This is a genomic window from Pseudomonas sp. JS425 (genome assembly GCF_018223845.1).
Taxonomy (GTDB): Bacteria; Pseudomonadota; Gammaproteobacteria; order Pseudomonadales; family Pseudomonadaceae; genus Aquipseudomonas; species Aquipseudomonas asiatica.
Window position 1 is genome coordinate 132,078 of record NZ_CP073661.1, and the last position, 16,974, is coordinate 149,051.

Sequence of the window (16,974 nt, forward strand, 5' to 3'; positions counted from 1 at the left end):
GGTTCTGGATGGAGACGTTATTATGTTACCTGTTTCTGACGACTCGAGTATTCACCGTGTCCCGATTCCTAGTCCTTTTTGTCGCTTTCATCGCATTTTCCGCCCAGGCCGACGTGCGCGTGCTGACCAGTATCAAACCCCTGCAGCAGATTGCCGCTGCCGTGCAGGACGGTGTTGGCACCCCTGAGGTATTGCTGCCTCCGGGGGCTTCGCCACACCACTACGCGCTGCGCCCGTCCGACGTACGGCGGGTAGGCGATGCCGACCTGCTGTACTGGATCGGCCCGGACATGGAGGGCTTCCTGCCGCGGGTACTGGGCAATCGCAGCAAGCCCACTGTGGCCGTGCAGGCGCTACCGGGCATGAAGCTTCGGCATTTTGGCGAGGACAGCCATTCCCATGAGGAAGAAGACCACGATGACCATGACCACGACCACCGCCCGGGCAGCCTGGATGCTCACCTGTGGCTATCGTCAGTCAATGCGCGTGTAATTGCAGCGAAGATGGCGGATGACCTGGCGCAGATCGATCCAGCCAATACGGTGCGCTACCAGAGCAACCTCAAGGCCTTCGACGAACGCCTGGACGCATTGGATAAGCGGATCAAGGCGCGGGTGGCCGGGATTGCCGGCAAGCCGTACTTCGTGTTCCACGAAGCATTCGACTATTTCGAGGCCGAGTATGGCCTGAAGCACACCGGGGTGTTCAGCGTAGCGTCCGAGGTGCAGCCGGGTGCGCAGCACGTGGCAGCCATGCGCAAGCGTCTGCAGGAAGTGGGCAAGACCTGTGTGTTCAGCGAACCGCCGCTGCGGCCCCGGCTAGCCGAGACCTTGACCGCCGGGCTGCCGGTGCGCCTGGCCGAGCTGGATGCCTTGGGCGGTACCGACCCGGTGGATGGCAAGGGCTATGAGCGCTTGCTGGAGAAGCTGGGTGGCGACCTGGTTGGGTGCCTGGAACAGTTGTAAGCCTGTACCGGCCTCTTCGCGGGTAAACCCGCTCCCACAGGGATAGCGCCAGCCTCACGCCTGTGTGGGAGCGGGTTTACCCGCGAAGAAGCAGACACGCTCTAGAGGGCGAACGGCAGGTGCAAAGCCACCTGCTGGCGCTGCGTCAAACGCACTTCGAACTCGCTCGGGTCGTGGATCATCACATCCATTCCGGCAAACGATTCCGCTGCAATCAGGCGCGACAGCCAGAAGCGCACGCAGCCTACCCGCAACATCTCCGGCCACAGCTCAGCTTCGGCCGCGGTGAACGGCCGCAGCGCCGCATAGGCCGCCAGCAACGCCTGGGCGCGTGGCACATCGATCGCGCCGTGTTCATCCAGGCACCAGTCGTTCACGGTGATGGCAATGTCATACAGCATCGGCCCGGAACAAGCGTTGTAGAAGTCGATCACACCGGTCAGGTGGGTGCCTTCGAACATCACGTTGTCGCGGAACAGGTCGGCATGCAGGTTTGCCCGTGGCAGGGCCAGGATCTGTGCCTTGTGCGCACTGATTTCATCCAGAGCCGGTTGCAGCAGCGCGGCTTGCTCGGCGGTAAGGCGCGGCAGCAACTCGGCACCCGAAGCCAGCATCCAGTCCAGGCCGCGGTCGGTGCGGCGCTCGATGATGTGCTCGCGGGTAGCCAGGTGAATGTGCGCCAGCAGCTCGCCGACCTGGGCGCAGTGCTGGGCGTTCGGTGCCTTGATGTGCTTGCCCGACAGCCGTGGCTGCAGCAGCGCCGGCTTGCCGCACAGCTCGCGCAGGCCATTGCCGTCGCGGTCGCGTATTGCATAGGGCACCGGCATGTCGGCTGCGTGCAAAGTGTCCAGCAGCTCGATGAAGAACGGCATGTCCTCGCTGGGCCCGCGCTCGATCAGCGTCAGGACGAACTCCCCCTGTTCGAGGCTGACGAAGAAATTGCTGTTCTCGGTGCCGGCGGCGATGCCCTGGAAATCGAGCAGACGACCCAGCGCGTACGGCGCCAGAAAGGTTTCCAGCTCAGGCCGGGTCACGGGGGTGAAGACTGACATGATGAAAATTTGCCCATACGGGCACTTCCGCCGGGAAGTGCCGGGTTGATGTGAACGGTGCGCGTCAGATTACCACTCGAAGATCTTCCAGGACGGAATCAGCATGTCCGGCTGGTCGGAACGAATGAAATTGCCATCAGAGCCATCGGCGCGTACCAGGAAATAAGGCTTGCCGTTTTTCGGCGTGATCTTGATCGCATACAGGAACCCGTTCTGCCGGTACTCCTGGATGGTTTTGTCGCCTTCCGTGCGAATGGTCACCTCGGGATCGGCCGAGGGGGCGTCGTCCGCCGCCAGGGTGACGACAGGCATGGTGGCCAACAGACCGAGCAGTAACAGGCGATTGAGTGTACGCATGATAACCTTGTCCCTTTGTCGTCAATGATTCTGGCTATTCTAGCGCCGGACCCGTCGAAAAGGTTGATTCTGCTCATGAGCCAAGCGCCCCTCGTCCTGGTGGACGGTTCCTCCTACCTGTACCGCGCCTTCCACGCGCTGCCGCCGTTGACTACCTCCAAAGGCATGCCGACCGGCGCGGTGAAGGGGGTGCTGAACATGCTCAAGAGCCTGCGCAAGCAATACCCCGACAGCCTGTTCGCGGTGGTGTTCGACGCCAAGGGTGGCACCTTCCGCGATGCCATGTTCGCTGAATACAAGGCAAACCGCCCGAGCATGCCTGACGACCTGCGGGTACAGATCGAGCCGCTGCACGCCAGCGTCAAGGCGCTGGGCTACCCGCTGCTGTGCGTCGAGGGGGTCGAGGCCGACGACGTGATCGGCACCCTGGCGCGCAGCAGCGCCGCGTTGGACCGCCCGGTGATCATCTCGACCGGTGACAAGGATATGGCGCAGCTGGTGGACGGGCACATTACCTTGGTCAACACCATGACCGGAAGCGTGCTGGACGTGGCTGGCGTGCACGAGAAATTTGGCGTCGGGCCGGAACATATCATCGACTTCCTGGCGCTGATGGGCGACAAGGTCGACAACATCCCCGGAGTGCCGGGCGTGGGCGAAAAAACCGCGGTGGGCCTGCTGACCGGTATCGGCGGCGGTCTCAGCGACCTGTATGCCAATCTGGACAAGGTCCCGACGCTGGCCATTCGCGGTGCCAAGACCCTGCCGGCCAAGCTGGAAGAGCACCGCGACGCGGCGTTCCTGTCCTATGAGCTGGCTACCATCAAGGTCGATGTGCCGCTGGATATCGAAGTAGATGCCCTGGTGTGCGGCGAACCTGATCGCGACGCGTTGCTGGCGCTGTACACCGAGATGGAATTCAAGAGCTGGATCGCCGAGGTGCAGCGTGACGCTGCCAAGGCCGGTGACGAAATCGCGCCGGTCGCGGAGCAGGTGGCCAAGGTCGAGCCCAGGTACGAAACCATTCTCGATCAGGCCCGTTTCGACTTCTGGCTGGAGAAGCTGCGCCAGGCGCCATTGTTCGCTTTCGACACCGAGACCACCGGCCTGGACGCTCAGCAGGCCCAGCTGGTCGGCCTGTCGTTCGCCGTTGAACCGCACGAAGCGGCCTATGTGCCGCTGGCTCACGACTATGAAGGCGCGCCGGCCCAGTTGGACCGCACTGCCGTGCTGCTGGCGCTGAAGCCACTGCTGGAAGACCCGGGCAAGGCCAAGGTCGGGCAGAACGCCAAGTACGATATCAACATCCTTGCCAATGGCTCGCCCGCCATCGAAATGCGCGGCGTTGCCTACGACACCATGCTCGAGTCGTACGTGCTGAACTCCACCGCCACCCGTCACGACATGGACAGCCTGGCGCAGAAGTACCTCGACCATACCACCATTGCCTTCGAGGATATCGCCGGCAAGGGCGCCAAGCAGCTGACCTTCAACCAGATCCACCTTGACAAGGCCGGCCCCTACGCTGCCGAAGACGCCGACATCACCCTGCGCCTGCACCAGGCGCTGCAGGCGCGCCTGGCGCAGACGCCGAGCGTGCAGCCGGTGCTGATGGACATCGAGATGCCGCTGGTGCCGGTGCTGGCCAAGATCGAGCGCCAGGGGGCGCTGGTCGATGCCGCGTTGCTGCAGGTGCAGAGCGGTGAGCTGGGGCTAAAGATGGCCGAGCTCGAGCAGCGCGCCTATGAGCTGGCCGGTGAGGAGTTCAACCTCGGCTCGCCCAAGCAACTGGGCGCGATCCTATACGACAAGCTGGGCATGCCGGTGCTAAGCAAGACCACCAAGGGCCAGCCATCCACGGCAGAAGCGGTGCTCGACGAACTGGCCGAGCAAGGCTACCCGCTGCCGGAGGTACTGATGCAGTACCGCAGCCTGAGCAAGCTCAAGAGCACCTACACCGACAAGCTGCCGGGGCAGATCAACCCGCGCACCGGGCGTATCCACACCTCATACCAGCAGGCGGTGGCGGCCACCGGTCGACTGTCATCCAGCGACCCGAACCTGCAGAACATCCCGATCCGTACTGCCGAAGGCCGGCGCATCCGCCAGGCTTTCGTTGCCAGCCCGGGTTACAAGCTGCTGGCGGCGGACTACTCGCAGATCGAGTTGCGCATCATGGCCCACCTGGCCAAGGACGAAGGCTTGCTGCATGCCTTCCGCAACAACCTGGACGTGCACCGCGCCACGGCGGCGGAAGTATTCGGCGTAGCCTTGGAAGACGTCACCACCGATCAGCGCCGCAGTGCCAAGGCCATCAACTTCGGCCTGATCTACGGCATGAGCGCCTTTGGCCTGGCCAAGCAGATCGGCGTCGACCGCAAGCAGTCGCAGGATTACATCGACCGCTACTTCGCCCGCTATCCGGGCGTGTTGGCGTACATGGAGCGCACCCGCGCCCAGGCGGCGGAGCAAGGCTTTGTAGAAACCCTGTTCGGCCGCCGCCTGTACCTGCCGGATATCAATGCCAAGAACCCGGCCCTGCGCAAAGGCGCCGAGCGCACGGCGATCAACGCCCCGATGCAGGGCACTGCGGCCGACATCATCAAGCGGGCCATGGTCAATGTGGATAACTGGCTGAGCGAGAGCGGGCTGGATGCCCGGGTGATCCTGCAGGTGCACGACGAACTGGTGCTGGAAGTGCGCGAGGACCTGGTGGAGCTGGTGAAAGATGAAATTCGCCAGCACATGAGCAAGGCCGCGAAACTGGATGTGCCGCTGCTGGTCGAGGCAGGAATTGGTGCGAATTGGGACGAAGCTCACTGATCGGGTGGGGAAAGCTGTGTAGGATCCGTGTTGTAGCGATGCGGATCCGGCACTGCTCAGTGCCAGCGGTGCTGAAGTTTCATGAAACTATCGCAAATAGTTTTCAGGGCTCTGGAACTAAACCGGTGAAACGGAACTCAGAGTAACTGAATGGCTGGTGAAGCCTTTCGATGCTCCTATGTTGTGTTAAGTGTTGGCAGATATCTGGACCCCGCCCTAGCGGTCCGGACTTGGACCCCGAACTTCCCCCTCCCCATACGAAGTCCGGGGTTTTTTTTGCCCGGAATTTGACTTAGGGCTAATAGAGAGCCCTGTGGGAGCGGGTTTACCCGCGAATGCGATGTCGGATGCACCGCCGCATTCGCGGGTAAACCCGCTCCCACAGGTTACGAGCAAACATTCAAATGACTGGCTTGTCTTCCAGCTCCATCCAGTCCGCCAGCACCCGGTATGCCTCTTCCAAGCCCAGGCGCTTGGGCGCCGAGAACAGCTGGATGGTCACGCCATCGCCCCAACCCTTGCGGATTTCCGACTGCACCTTGAGCAGGGTGTTCTTGCCCGCGCCGTGGGTCAGCTTGTCGGCCTTGGTCAGCAGGATGTGCATCGGCATGCTGCTGGCCTTGGCCCAGTCGAGCATCATCTTGTCGAAGTCGGTCATCGGGTGGCGCACGTCCATCATCAGGATCACGCCACGCAGGCACTCCCGGCTGCCCAGGTAGGCTTCCAGGTGTTTCTGCCAGTGCTGCTTGAGCGGAATCGGGACTTTTGCATAACCGTAGCCTGGCAGGTCGACCAAACGCCGTTCATCGTCCAGACTGAAGAAATTCAACAGCTGGGTGCGCCCGGGGGTTTTCGAGGTGCGTGCCAGGCTGGCATGGGTCAGGGTGTTGAGGGCGCTGGATTTGCCGGCGTTGGAGCGGCCGGCGAAAGCCACCTCGTAACCCTGGTCGTCCGGGCATTGTTCGACCTTGGCAGCGCTGAGGGCGAATTTGGCTTTCTGGCAGAGGCCGAGGATGGGGTTCTTGACTTGCATGGGATATCCGATGTGGGTGTTGCCTGACTCTATAGGCCCGAGCCTGGCAAGCGGTGTCGTTTCCGTTTGGATGGCGGAAGTATATAATGCCCCAGTTTTTGTGTGCTCATTCTCCCGGCGAAGGAGAACGGGCATGGGGTGTCGAACAATAGCTCGCGCAACAGAACGCAGCGCGGCCCCCAACCCTGAAGGTCGTTCCGCATGGCGAAATGGCTGCTTGCTGTCGGTATGTTCCTGCCGTTTTTCAGCGCACAGGCTACACAGGATCCCGAGGTGTTGTACAACCGCACGTGTGCGGCCTGTCACACCGGGCAGTTGCCACAGGCACCCAGGCAGGGTGACCGGGCAGCATGGGAGCCAAGGCTGGCGCAAGGCATGGATGTACTGGTGAAGCACGTGACCCAGGGTTTCAAGGCTATGCCGCCGCGTGGATTGTGCATGGACTGCAGTGCCGAGGACTACCGTTTGGTCATCCTTTGGATGAGTGGCAGTCCCGATACATAACATTTCACCCTTAGCCGTGTTGGATTAGCTGATGAACAAACTAGTCGTGAGTCTGCTGTTGACCCTGGGTGTCGCAGGTGCGGCCACTGCTGCGCAACCCGTCAAAGGCGATGCCGCCGCCGGCCAGGCCAAGACGGCCGTCTGTGGCGCCTGCCACAACCCCGACGGCAACAGCCTGGCACCGAACTTCCCGAAACTGGCCGGCCAAGGCCAGCGCTACCTTGAAAAACAATTGCACGATATCAAGTCGGGCAAGCGTACCGTGCTGGAGATGACCGGCATGCTGGCCGCGTTCAGCGACCAGGACCTGGCCGATATCGCCGCCTACTTCTCCAGCCAGAAAGGCAGCGTGGGCGCGGCCGATCCCAAGCTGGTCGAGCGTGGCCGGGCGCTGTTCAACGGTGGAGATCTGGAAAAAGGCATGCCTGCCTGCACCGGCTGCCACTCGCCTAACGGCGCGGGTATCGCCTTGGCCGGCTTCCCGCACCTGGGCGGGCAGCACGCGCAGTACGTGACCAAGCAGCTCACCGACTTCCGCGAAGGCAACCGCACCAACGATGGCGATGCCATGACCATGCGCACAATCGCCGGCAAGTTGAGCAATCACGACATCGAGGCGCTGGCCAGCTACATCCAGGGGCTGCATTAACTTTCAGTTAATGTTGTAGGCCAATGATGAAAGGGCGGCCGGACCGCCCTTTTTTCCGTCCGCAGCCGTTACACTACAGAACTTGGCCCGTTCCCGGCCTGTCTCAGTGCAGGTCGCGTCGTGGCGACCAATGATTGCCCAGGAGTAAAGCATGCGTAAACTGATTCTCAGCGCCGCGCTGGTCGCTGCCAGCGTATTCGGTATGACTGCCATCCAGGCTGCCGAGCCTGTCGCCGGCAAGGAATACATCGAGCTGAGCAACCCTGTTCCGGTTTCCGTACCTGGCAAGATCGAAGTGGTCGAGCTGTTCTGGTACGGCTGCCCCCACTGCTACCACTTCGAGCCGACCATCAACCCTTGGGTCGATAAACTGCCGAAGGACGTCAACTTCAAGCGTGTACCGGCCATGTTCGGTGGCCCCTGGGACGCCCACGGTCAGATGTTCCTGACCCTCGAAGCCATGGGCGTCGAGCAGAAGGTGCACGCCGCAGTGTTCGATGCCATCCAGAACCAGCGCAAGCGCCTGACCGACCCGCAGGACATGGCCGACTTCCTCGCCACCCAGGGCGTGGACAAGGACAAGTTCCTCGCCACCTTCAATTCGTTCGCCATCAAGGGCCAGGTCAACCAGGCCAAGGAACTGGCGAAGAAGTACGAGATCACCGGCGTACCGAGCATGGTGGTCAACGGCAAATACCGCTTCGACCTGGGTACCGCCGGCGGGCCGGAAGGCGTTCTAAACGTTGCCGACCAGCTGATCGCCAAGGAGCGCGCCGCTAAGTAAGCGGCGTAACCCATGCGCCGCTTCAGAACCGCGCGTGGCATTGGCCTGCACCAGCCGCAGGTCAACGAGCATCACTTGCATGCCCCTGGCCTGCCCGAGGATGGTCGTCTGCGGCTGCTCAGTTTCAACATCCAGGTGGGCATCAGCACCGAGCGCTACCGGCATTACGTGACTCGCAGCTGGCAGCACCTGCTGCCGCACAACGGGCGTGCCGGCAACCTGCAGAAGATTGGCCAACTGCTGGGCGACTTCGACCTGGTGGCCTTGCAGGAGGCCGATGGCGGCAGCCTGCGCTCGGGCTATGTCAACCAGGTCGAGCACCTTGCCCACCTGGGCGCCTTCCCCTACTGGTACCAGCAACTCAACCGCAACCTTGGGCGTTTTGCCCAGCACAGCAATGGCGTGCTCAGCCGCTTGAAGCCACAACTGCTCGAGGATCACCCATTGCCCGGCCCGGCTGGGCGGGGTGCGATTCTGGTGCGCTTTGGTGAGGGCGAAGATGCGCTGATCGTGGTGATGATGCACCTGGCCCTCGGCGCCAAGACCCGCGCCCTGCAACTGGGTTACATCCGCGAGCTGATTGGCGGCTACCGCCATCAGGTGCTGATGGGCGACATGAATACCCATGCCACCGACCTGCTGGAGCACTCGCCGTTGCGCGACCTGGGCCTGATTGCCCCGCAAGTCGAGGCCACCTTCCCCAGCTGGCGTCCACAGCGTTGCCTGGACCACATCCTGCTCAGCCCAAGCCTCACGCTGGAGCGTGTCGAGGTGCTGGCGCAGCCAATTTCCGACCACCTTCCCGTTGCTGTCGAGATTCGATTGCCTGATGCATTGACTGTGGATACGCTGCCGGTCCTGAGCTAATTGCCATCACCGTTTGCGGACCCGGGCATGACTGAAGACGCTGAGCGCTGGAAAGAAAAATACCTGAAAAGCATCGAGCAGCAGGAAAAGCTCGAGCGCCGTTGGGACGCCCGTCTCGACCTGCTGCGTCGTGGTTTGGTACGCAGCACCCTGGCTGCCGAAGGCAGCGACAAGGTGGTAGACCAGTGCATGAAGGAAATGCGCGAGGTCATCCGCAGCGACAACATGGACGCCGGCCTTGCCGGGTTGATTCCTCGTCTTGAGAAGGCGGTACTGGACTCCGAACAGCGTCGGGAAGCCCGCATGAACCAGGTCAGCGATGCGCTGACAGCGCTGGTCGACCAGCTGCAAGGCCTGCCATTGCCGAACGATGTGTCGCGTCCGTTGAAAAAGCTGGCGAAGAAGCTCGATGGCGGAGTGGCCCACTCACGCGACCTGCCACCGTTGCTGGGCGAGTTGAGCGGCTTGCAGGGCCGCGCGCTGTCAGCCTTGGGCAAATCGGCGGCGGAGGCCCGCCCCGGCTTCTTGCAGCGCTTGTTCGGCGGCCGCGAGGATGGCGTACAAGGCGAGCCAGCGCTTGTGCCTCTGGCGCTGCCGGTTGTCGAGGCGCAGCCTTTGGCGGCACCTGCCGGTGTCGATGCCCCGCAGCCCGACGACATGGACGCGCTACAGCCGTTGCCAGCCTCCTCAGCTTCTGTTGTCGAAGCCCTCGTAATATCGGAGCCCGAGCTGGAGGCACCAGGCCCGGCGCTTATCGAAACGGCCGAACTGTCACCAGCCCCGCTGCCGCAGCCGCTCCCGGACGATGTACCGGCACCGGTAGCTATCGCCAGCGAGCCGCCGGTTGAAACAGGACCGGCGCAAACACTCGAAGAAACCTTTGGCGAAGATGGTCCCTACGCCCTGCCCTACGCGGTGGAGCCGCCCTACAGCCAGGTTGCCGAGCACATCGAGCACACTCTGATCGGCTTGCTCGATGACCTCAGCCTGCCGGAGCGACACAAGGCCCAGGCGCTAGAGATGCGTGAACGCGTCGCCCGGGGCTTGAACTGGTATGAGCTGATACCGGTGCTGGATGACCTGGCTGTGCTCATGCTGGCGATCACCGACAGCGGCCAGCACGAATTCGAAACCTACCTGCAGCAGCTCAACGAACGCCTGGAAGGTTTCCAGAGCCACCTGCACGAGGCTAGCGCCGGCCATGCCGACAACAGCTCGGCCGCTCGCGAGCTGGATAGCCAGCTGCGTGAGCACGTCGATGGGTTGCAGAGCAGTGTGCAAGGTGCCGCCGACGTCGACAGCCTCAAGCATATTCTGGAAAACCGCCTGGAAGGTCTGTTGGTGACCATGGATGAGCACAAGCATGAGCGTGATCGCCGCGAACAGGAGCTGGCTGGACGCCTGCAAGGGCTGTCGGAGCGGGTGGCGAACATGGAGCAAGAGGCGCTCGGCTACCGTGAGCACTTGGAAGAGCAGCGCCAGAAGGCCTTGCTTGATCCCCTAACCGGCCTGCCCAACCGTGCAGCCTGGAGCGAGCGGGTCGAGCGCGAAATGCTCGAATGGCAGGCACACGGCGGCCATCTGGCGATGGCGATCCTCGACCTGGACCATTTCAAGCGTATCAACGACAGCTATGGGCACCTGGCTGGGGACAAGGTCTTGAAGATCGTCGCCGACCAGTTGCGCAAGCGCCTGCGCGGCCATGACTTCATCGCCCGGTTTGGCGGCGAGGAGTTTGTCCTGCTGCTGCCGCAGACCTCGCCGGCTGCCGCTGCCCAGATAGCCGAGGTGCTGAGGGCCACGGTCGAGGCGTGCCCGTTCCACTTCAAGGGCGAACGGGTGGTGATCACCACGTCCATCGGCCTGGGTGCATTCCGTCCCGGCGAGCGCGGCGATCAGGTGCTCAAGCGCGCCGATGCGGCGCTTTACCGGGCCAAGGAATCGGGACGCAACCGTATCGAGCTGGCATAGCCGGTAGCTGCTGACTCGCGGCAAGCACGGCCCTTGGGGAGCACGTTATACTGTAGCGCTCATACGCTGAGGCCACTGACGTGCTTTCCACGCTTAAAAAAACCCTGATTTCCTTCCTGCTGTTGTCTGTCGCCGGTTGCTCGACCGGCCTGCGCATCGACCGTAGCCACCCTTCGATCAACCAGGACAACCGCATCCAGTTCGTTGTCCTGCACTACACCAATGCTTCGCTGGAGCGTTCCCTGGCGTTGCTGACCCATGGGGAAGTCAGCAGCCACTATCTGATTGGTGACGGTCCGGCGACGGTGTACCAGCTGGTGGATGAAAGCCGCCGCGCCTGGCATGCCGGTGATAGCCAGTGGCAGGGGCGGACCTGGCTGAACTCCTCGTCCATCGGTATCGAAATCGTCAACCCGGGCTTCACCGACACGCCGAATGGGCGGGTCTGGCACCCTTACAGCGAAGCGCAGGTCCAGTCGCTGATCGCGCTGCTCAAGGACATCGTCAAGCGTAACAACATCGAGCCACGGCACATCATTGGCCACAGCGATATCGCGCCGCTGCGCAAGCTTGACCCTGGGCCGCTATTTCCGTGGAAACGCCTGGCCGACGCCGGGCTGGGGGTCTGGCCGGATGCAACTGCCGTGGCACGGCAGCAAGCCTATTTCAGCGTCAACCCGCCGAGCGTGGGCTGGTACCAGCAGGAGCTGGCGCGGTTTGGCTATGCGATCGAGCAGACTGGGGTACTGGATGTTGCCACCCGCCATGTGATCGCCGCGTTCCAGATGCGTTTCCGCCCGCAGCGCTTCGATGGCATGCCGGATGCGCAGACGGCGGCGATGCTGCAGGTGCTCAACCGGATGCGTTGATCTGCCAAGGTGAGACGGGCTCTTGTTTAGAAGCGGCCTTCGGCGCTTGTAGCGAAGCGCCAAACGGCAAAGGTGATTCCTGATTCAGTTGCTATAACCTAGTAATCAACTGGATGCCCTCGATGTCAGCCCTCATCGCCTTGCTGCGCCAAATTTTTTACCGTCCCTGGATGCTGGCCACGTTGGCAGCACTGGCCAGCGCGGCACTGTTGCTTTCTGCAAGCATCGGCATTGCCCTGCAACAGATGAAGCAAAGCGAGAGTGCACAGATGAACGCCCAGGGCGAACGCTTTCTGGAGCGCCTCGAGCAGGTGTTCGGCCAGTTGCGCGAAGGGGTCGACCTGCTGCAGGCGCAACCCTTGCGCGGCTGCAGCCCGGCGATGCTGACGGCATTGCAGCAGGTAGGCCTGAGTTCCCGCTTCATTTATGAAGCGGCGTACGTGGATGGAGATGTGGCCTGCTCAAACCGCGGTGACGAGCGGGCGTTCGAACCCTTGCGCGCCCCCGACATCCAAGGGCCGACCTACAGCTACTGGCTGAATACCACGACCGAGCCGAACGAGAACCTGGCCGCGCTGATGCTTGGGAGGGGCAAGTTCGTGGTATCCACCTCTCGTGGGCACCTGACCGATGTGGTCGACCTGCCCCCGGGCGGCAGCCTGGTGGTGGTGTTGGACAACGGTGCCCGGGCCATCCCCGTGCTGGGCCCACCGCAGGTATGGCCGCCTCCTTCGGCCTGGTCAACCAGCCACAAGTCGCTGCTTGAACTCAGCGATCGCCTGATCTATCGAATGCCGACCAAGTCACCGGACTACCAGTTGGTGCTGATCGCCCCGCGGGCGAGCCTGCCGTTGAGGATGAACGGCATGCTCTGGCTTCTGTTCCCCGGCAGTGTACTGGCGGCCTGTTGCATCGGCTGGCTGGTACTGCAACTGATCCTGCAGCGGCGGTCGATGAGCTCGGAATTGCAGAATGCCTTGCGTCGCGGCGAACTGCAGGTGCTCTACCAGCCGATCTTCGAGCTCGACAGCCGACGCTGTGTCGGGGCCGAGGCTCTGGTGCGCTGGCGCCGCCCGGACGGTACCCTGACCAGCCCGGACCTGTTCATCCCTTTGGCGGAAAACACCGGGCAGATTCGCCAGATCACGGACTTTGTCCTGCAGCGTGTGCTGGAACAGCTAGGGCAACTGCTGCGCTCGCATCCCAACTTGTACATTTCGGTGAATCTGGCGGCCTGTGATGTGATGGTGCCGCGCATCGGCCGGGTGGCGGCACGCTTGCTGGCCTTGCACCGTGTGTCGGCCAGCCAGATCGCCTTCGAGGTGACCGAGCGCGGCCTGATCGACGTGGTTGTGGCTCGCGACAACCTCCAGGCGCTGCGCGCAGTGGGGCATCAAGTGCTGATCGACGATTTTGGGACTGGCTATTGCAGCCTGGCGTACTTGCAAACCCTGCCAGTGGACTGCCTGAAGATCGACAAGGCGTTTATCGATGCGTTGGGGCACGACGCCGCCAGTAGCGGTGTTGCCCCGCATATCATTCGCATGGCCCACGACCTGCACCTGCGGGTGATTGCCGAAGGAATCGAGTGTGAAGACCAAGCGGTGCTGCTGAACAGCGAAGGGGTCAATTATGGCCAGGGCTGGCTTTTTGCCCGGCCACTGAATGCCCGGCAGTTTGCCGAACTGGTGACTCGAGGTCGGCTGCCGCGGCGGGTTGAGCATTGACTGATCCGGCACCGAAGATGGGGCCGGGGGCAGGGTACATTCAGACCGGTAGTGCCATGTAGAACTGGGTCCCCTGCCCCGGTCGGGAAAACACGCCCATGCGCCCGCCATGCAGCTGCACGATCTCTTTGCACAGCGCCAAGCCCAGCCCCGCGCCGCCTTTCTTGCGCCCTACCTGCACGAAGGGCTCGAAGATGCGCCCCTGTTGCCCATAGGCAATGCCTTCGCCGTTGTCCTCGACACTGATGATCACCCGCTCCGCATGCCGTCGTGCATGCAAGCGGATACGACCGCCGCTGGCGGTATGGCGGATGGCATTGTGCAACAGGTTGTCCAGCACCCGGTCGAGTTGGGCGACATCGGCCTGGATACGCGGTAGCGGCGGCTCCAGCTCCGTGATCAACTCGATCTGCTTGTTCGCCGCCGGCTCGGCAAAGCGATGTTGTGCACGTTCCAGCAGTTCGTCTATGGCGCAGGGAGCCAGCTCGAGCTTCTGCATCCCGCTCTGGTAGCGGCTGAAGTTGAGCAGGTCGTTGATCAACTGGGTCAGGCGCTGCATTTCCTCGCCAATGGTCTCCAGCAGGTCATGCTCGCGCGCCTCTGGCGGGAACTTGAGCCGCTCGCGCAACAGACCGAAGGCCATGTGCATGCCAGTCACCGGAGTGCGCAGCTCGTGGGAAGCGCGCAGCACGAACTCGCTGCGCACGCGTTCGAAGGCGCGCTGCTCGGTTACATCATGCAACACCATCACTGCGCCAAGTATCGGCCCTTGCGGGTGGCTGACCGGGGTCAGGCTGTAGGCGAGCAGGCGCGTTTCGTCATCGACGTCCATGTTCAGGTCGTCTGGCTGGCGGTCGAGGTTGCCGCCGCGCAGTACCTGGCGTAGCTGCTGTTCCAGTTCCGGGCGCTGCAGGGCTTCGGCCAGGCTGCTGCCGGCGCGGCTGTCGGTCCAGCCCAGCTGGCGCTGTGCCACCGGGTTGAGGTGTTCCAGGCGGCCCTGGCGATCGATTATCAGCAGGCCATCGTCGATGCTGTCCAGCACGGCCTGCAAGCGTTGCTGGCCAGCCAGCAGTTCATCGACGTTGGTGGCCTGGTGCTTGCGCAAGGCATCGGCCATCAGGCCGAAGCGGCGGGTGAGCTGGTTCAGTTCGGTGGCCTGTGTGACCGGCAGGGTGACGTCGAAATCGCCCTTGCCGAGTTGGTCGGCAGCTTTGGCCAATGCTTCGATCGGCTGGCCGAAGCGCCGGGCGATGTTGTGCGCGGTGATGAAGCCCAGTACCAGTACCACCAAACCCATCAGGCCGAGTACGCCGCTGACCAGCAGGGCGTGGTCGCGGGTGTGCTCCTCGCTGCGGGTGATGTGCTCCAGGGCCTGCTTGTGGGAATCGATCAGATCGGTGCGGACCTGGTTGAACGCGGCCCCGAGTGGTTGGTCAACGCCCATGCTGCGGGAGGGCGCCGGGCTGTCGCGGTAGGCCTGGAGGAAGGCCTGGTAGTTGCTGCTGGCCTTGCTGAAGCCGGTGCGCTCGCCACCTTGGTCCAGCCCTTGGTTGAGCAGGGTCTGGAAGTTGTCTTGCAGCAGCCGCAGGTTTTCCGGGGCGGTCTCGTCATCGAGGATCAGGGTCAACTGTTCGCCAAGGTTCTGGCGCAACTTCAGCCCTATTTCCAAGGTGTGGGTGGTATCGCGCACCAGTCGCTGCTGCACCGTGGCCATCTGCAGCACGCTGACCAGGCCCAGCAGCAGCCCGAGCAGGGCCACGGTGACCAGCGCCGAAATGCTGAGGAAAAGCCGCGTGCGCAGCTTCATGGGCGGCCATTTCATAGGTTGTACTGCTTGCGCTTGCGGTACAGGGTGGATGCATCGATCCCCAGGGTCTTGGCGGCCTGGTCAAGGGTGTCACTGGCGGCCAGCACCGCACCAATGTGGGCGCGCTCCAGCTCATCAAGGCTCAGTGCAGCGCCTATGCGAGGGGCGTTACCAGCAGGCTGCTCGCCCATGCCCAGGTGGCTGATTTCCACGCGTTCCTGCGGGCAGATGATACTGGCCCGCTCCACCACGTTACGCAGTTCGCGAATGTTGCCGGGCCAGCGGTAGTTGAGCAGGGCTGTGCGGGCTTCGTCACTGAAGCCGCGCGCAGGCCGAGAGTATTCCTTGACGAAGCGGGCGAGAAAGCGGTCGGCCAAGGTCAGGATGTCTTCACTGCGCTCGCGCAGCGGCGGCAGGTGCAAAGTGATGACGTTCAGGCGATACAGCAGGTCTTCGCGGAAACGGCTCTCACGCACCATCTCTTCGAGGTTGAGGTTGGTAGCGGCGAGTATACGTACATCGGCGCGACGGGTTACCGGGTCGCCGACGCGCTCGTATTCCTTATCCTGGATGAAGCGCAGCAGTTTGGGCTGCAAGGTCAGCGGGAAATCGCCGATCTCGTCGAGGAACAGCGTGCCCCCATCTGCCTGGTTGACTCGCCCCAGGGTGCTTTCGCTGGCGCCGGTGAAGGCGCCGCGGGTGTGGCCAAACAACTCGCTTTCCATCAGCTCGGCGTTCAGTGACGGGCAGTTGATGGTCACGCAGGATTTGCGCGCGCGCTTGCTCCAGCCGTGGATGGCCCGGGCCAGTTCACCTTTACCTGTGCCCGACTCGCCAAGGATGAGGATGTTGGCGTCGGTGGTAGCGACCTGGCGGGCGGTTTCCAGTACCGCCATCATGGCCGGGCTGTGCGAGTCGAGCCCGTCCTTGGGTTTGCGCACTTCACCTTCCAGGGCCTCCAGTCGTGCGGAAAGCTGGCGTACTTCCAACTGTTTGGCTGTAGCCAGGCGCAGCTGGTCGGGGCTGCACGGCTTGACCAAGTAATCGGCGGCGCCGGCCTGGATCGCGTCTACCGCCGTATCGATCGCTGAGTGCGCGGTTACGATCACCACCCGCATCCAGGGGGCCTGGATACGCATCTGCGCCAGCACATCGAGGCCGTTGTCCTCGCCCAGGCGCAAATCGAGGAAGCACAGGTCGAATACTTGGCGCTGCAGCAAGGCCTCGGCCTGGGCGGCGCTGTTGGCCGTTGCCACATTGTAGCCCTCGTCCTCCAGGCAGTAGCGGAAGGTGCGCAGGATCGCGGACTCGTCATCCACCAGCAGAATGCGGCCTTGGTTGTCCTGGGCTGACTCCATGTGCTGCGCTCCTTTAGGAAAGATCTTCATTTAGTGTGGGAAAAATCGGGCAAGTTGCATGGTCCATTGTGAAGGAACCTGTCCTTTGCATGCTAGCCACTGGCCAATCAGCGCGTGGAGGCCGCGCTTTCCAGATGATTTTCTTAGAGGCGCACGGTGGCACATTGGTTGCGAGGATTTTCAGTTTTTGCCTACAAAAGGAGGCACT

Annotated in this window: 14 protein-coding genes; 9 read left to right on the plus strand and 5 right to left on the minus strand. The window is 62.7% G+C overall.

Translation table 11 applies throughout. The features are described 5' to 3' along the window. Window positions 1-8: 8 nt before the first annotated feature. Window positions 9-965, plus strand: a complete 957-nt coding sequence (locus tag KDB76_RS00645; RefSeq protein WP_044039948.1) for a zinc ABC transporter substrate-binding protein — start codon at window positions 9-11, stop codon at window positions 963-965. A 101-nt stretch (window positions 966-1,066) separates the two neighbouring features. Here the strand turns inward: KDB76_RS00645 and KDB76_RS00650 are convergent, their stop codons facing one another. After that, complete coding sequence (locus KDB76_RS00650) at window positions 1,067-2,017, minus strand: homoserine kinase (RefSeq protein WP_038408482.1); 951 nt, start codon at window positions 2,015-2,017, stop codon at window positions 1,067-1,069. Between the two features lie 69 nt (window positions 2,018-2,086). Next, on the minus strand, window positions 2,087-2,374 hold the full coding sequence (locus KDB76_RS00655) for a DUF2782 domain-containing protein (protein ID WP_013970316.1): 288 nt from the start codon (window positions 2,372-2,374) through the stop codon (window positions 2,087-2,089). A 75-nt stretch (window positions 2,375-2,449) separates the two neighbouring features. Between KDB76_RS00655 and polA the strand changes: the two genes are divergently transcribed. Then, a complete protein-coding gene (gene polA, locus KDB76_RS00660; protein WP_024087955.1) occupies window positions 2,450-5,197 on the plus strand; it encodes a DNA polymerase I in 2,748 nt (915 codons plus the stop codon). A gap of 400 nt (window positions 5,198-5,597) precedes the next feature. On the opposite strand, the gene yihA is transcribed toward polA, so the two are convergent. Continuing rightward, window positions 5,598-6,230 carry a ribosome biogenesis GTP-binding protein YihA/YsxC gene (gene yihA, locus KDB76_RS00665; protein WP_013970318.1) on the minus strand — a complete coding sequence of 211 codons (633 nt, stop codon included), beginning with the start codon at window positions 6,228-6,230 and terminating at the stop codon, window positions 5,598-5,600. A 201-nt stretch (window positions 6,231-6,431) separates the two neighbouring features. Between yihA and KDB76_RS00670 the strand changes: the two genes are divergently transcribed. From KDB76_RS00670 to KDB76_RS00700, 7 genes are all read left to right on the plus strand, one after another. Continuing rightward, the gene (locus KDB76_RS00670) at window positions 6,432-6,734 is read left to right on the plus strand and encodes a c-type cytochrome (protein ID WP_015268479.1); all 303 of its coding nucleotides are present in this window, start codon (window positions 6,432-6,434) and stop codon (window positions 6,732-6,734) included. Window positions 6,735-6,765: 31 nt separating this feature from the next. Beyond that, entirely contained in the window at window positions 6,766-7,383 is a 618-nt protein-coding gene (locus KDB76_RS00675; RefSeq protein ID WP_003256951.1) for a c-type cytochrome, read from the plus strand. 151 nt (window positions 7,384-7,534) lie between these two features. Beyond that, on the plus strand, window positions 7,535-8,167 hold the full coding sequence (dsbA, locus tag KDB76_RS00680) for a thiol:disulfide interchange protein DsbA (protein ID WP_013970320.1): 633 nt from the start codon (window positions 7,535-7,537) through the stop codon (window positions 8,165-8,167). A 12-nt stretch (window positions 8,168-8,179) separates the two neighbouring features. Continuing rightward, window positions 8,180-9,034, plus strand: a complete 855-nt coding sequence (locus tag KDB76_RS00685; protein ID WP_003256949.1) for an endonuclease/exonuclease/phosphatase family protein — start codon at window positions 8,180-8,182, stop codon at window positions 9,032-9,034. A gap of 27 nt (window positions 9,035-9,061) precedes the next feature. After that, window positions 9,062-11,005, plus strand: a complete 1,944-nt coding sequence (locus KDB76_RS00690) for a GGDEF domain-containing protein (RefSeq protein WP_013970321.1) — start codon at window positions 9,062-9,064, stop codon at window positions 11,003-11,005. 80 nt (window positions 11,006-11,085) lie between these two features. Continuing rightward, the gene (locus KDB76_RS00695) at window positions 11,086-11,874 is read left to right on the plus strand and encodes an N-acetylmuramoyl-L-alanine amidase (protein WP_013970322.1); all 789 of its coding nucleotides are present in this window, start codon (window positions 11,086-11,088) and stop codon (window positions 11,872-11,874) included. A gap of 122 nt (window positions 11,875-11,996) precedes the next feature. After that, a complete protein-coding gene (locus tag KDB76_RS00700; RefSeq protein WP_015268483.1) occupies window positions 11,997-13,601 on the plus strand; it encodes an EAL domain-containing protein in 1,605 nt (534 codons plus the stop codon). A gap of 40 nt (window positions 13,602-13,641) precedes the next feature. Here KDB76_RS00700 and KDB76_RS00705 read toward each other — a convergent pair whose 3' ends face one another. Together KDB76_RS00705 and algB are read right to left on the minus strand one after the other, a co-directional pair. Then, on the minus strand, window positions 13,642-15,423 hold the full coding sequence (locus KDB76_RS00705; RefSeq protein WP_023661564.1) for a KinB sensor domain-containing domain: 1,782 nt from the start codon (window positions 15,421-15,423) through the stop codon (window positions 13,642-13,644). Then, on the minus strand, window positions 15,420-16,766 hold the full coding sequence (algB, locus tag KDB76_RS00710; RefSeq protein WP_015268485.1) for a sigma-54-dependent response regulator transcription factor AlgB: 1,347 nt from the start codon (window positions 16,764-16,766) through the stop codon (window positions 15,420-15,422). Before algB ends, KDB76_RS00705 begins: the two co-directional genes overlap by 4 nt. Window positions 16,767-16,974: the final 208 nt, after the last annotated feature.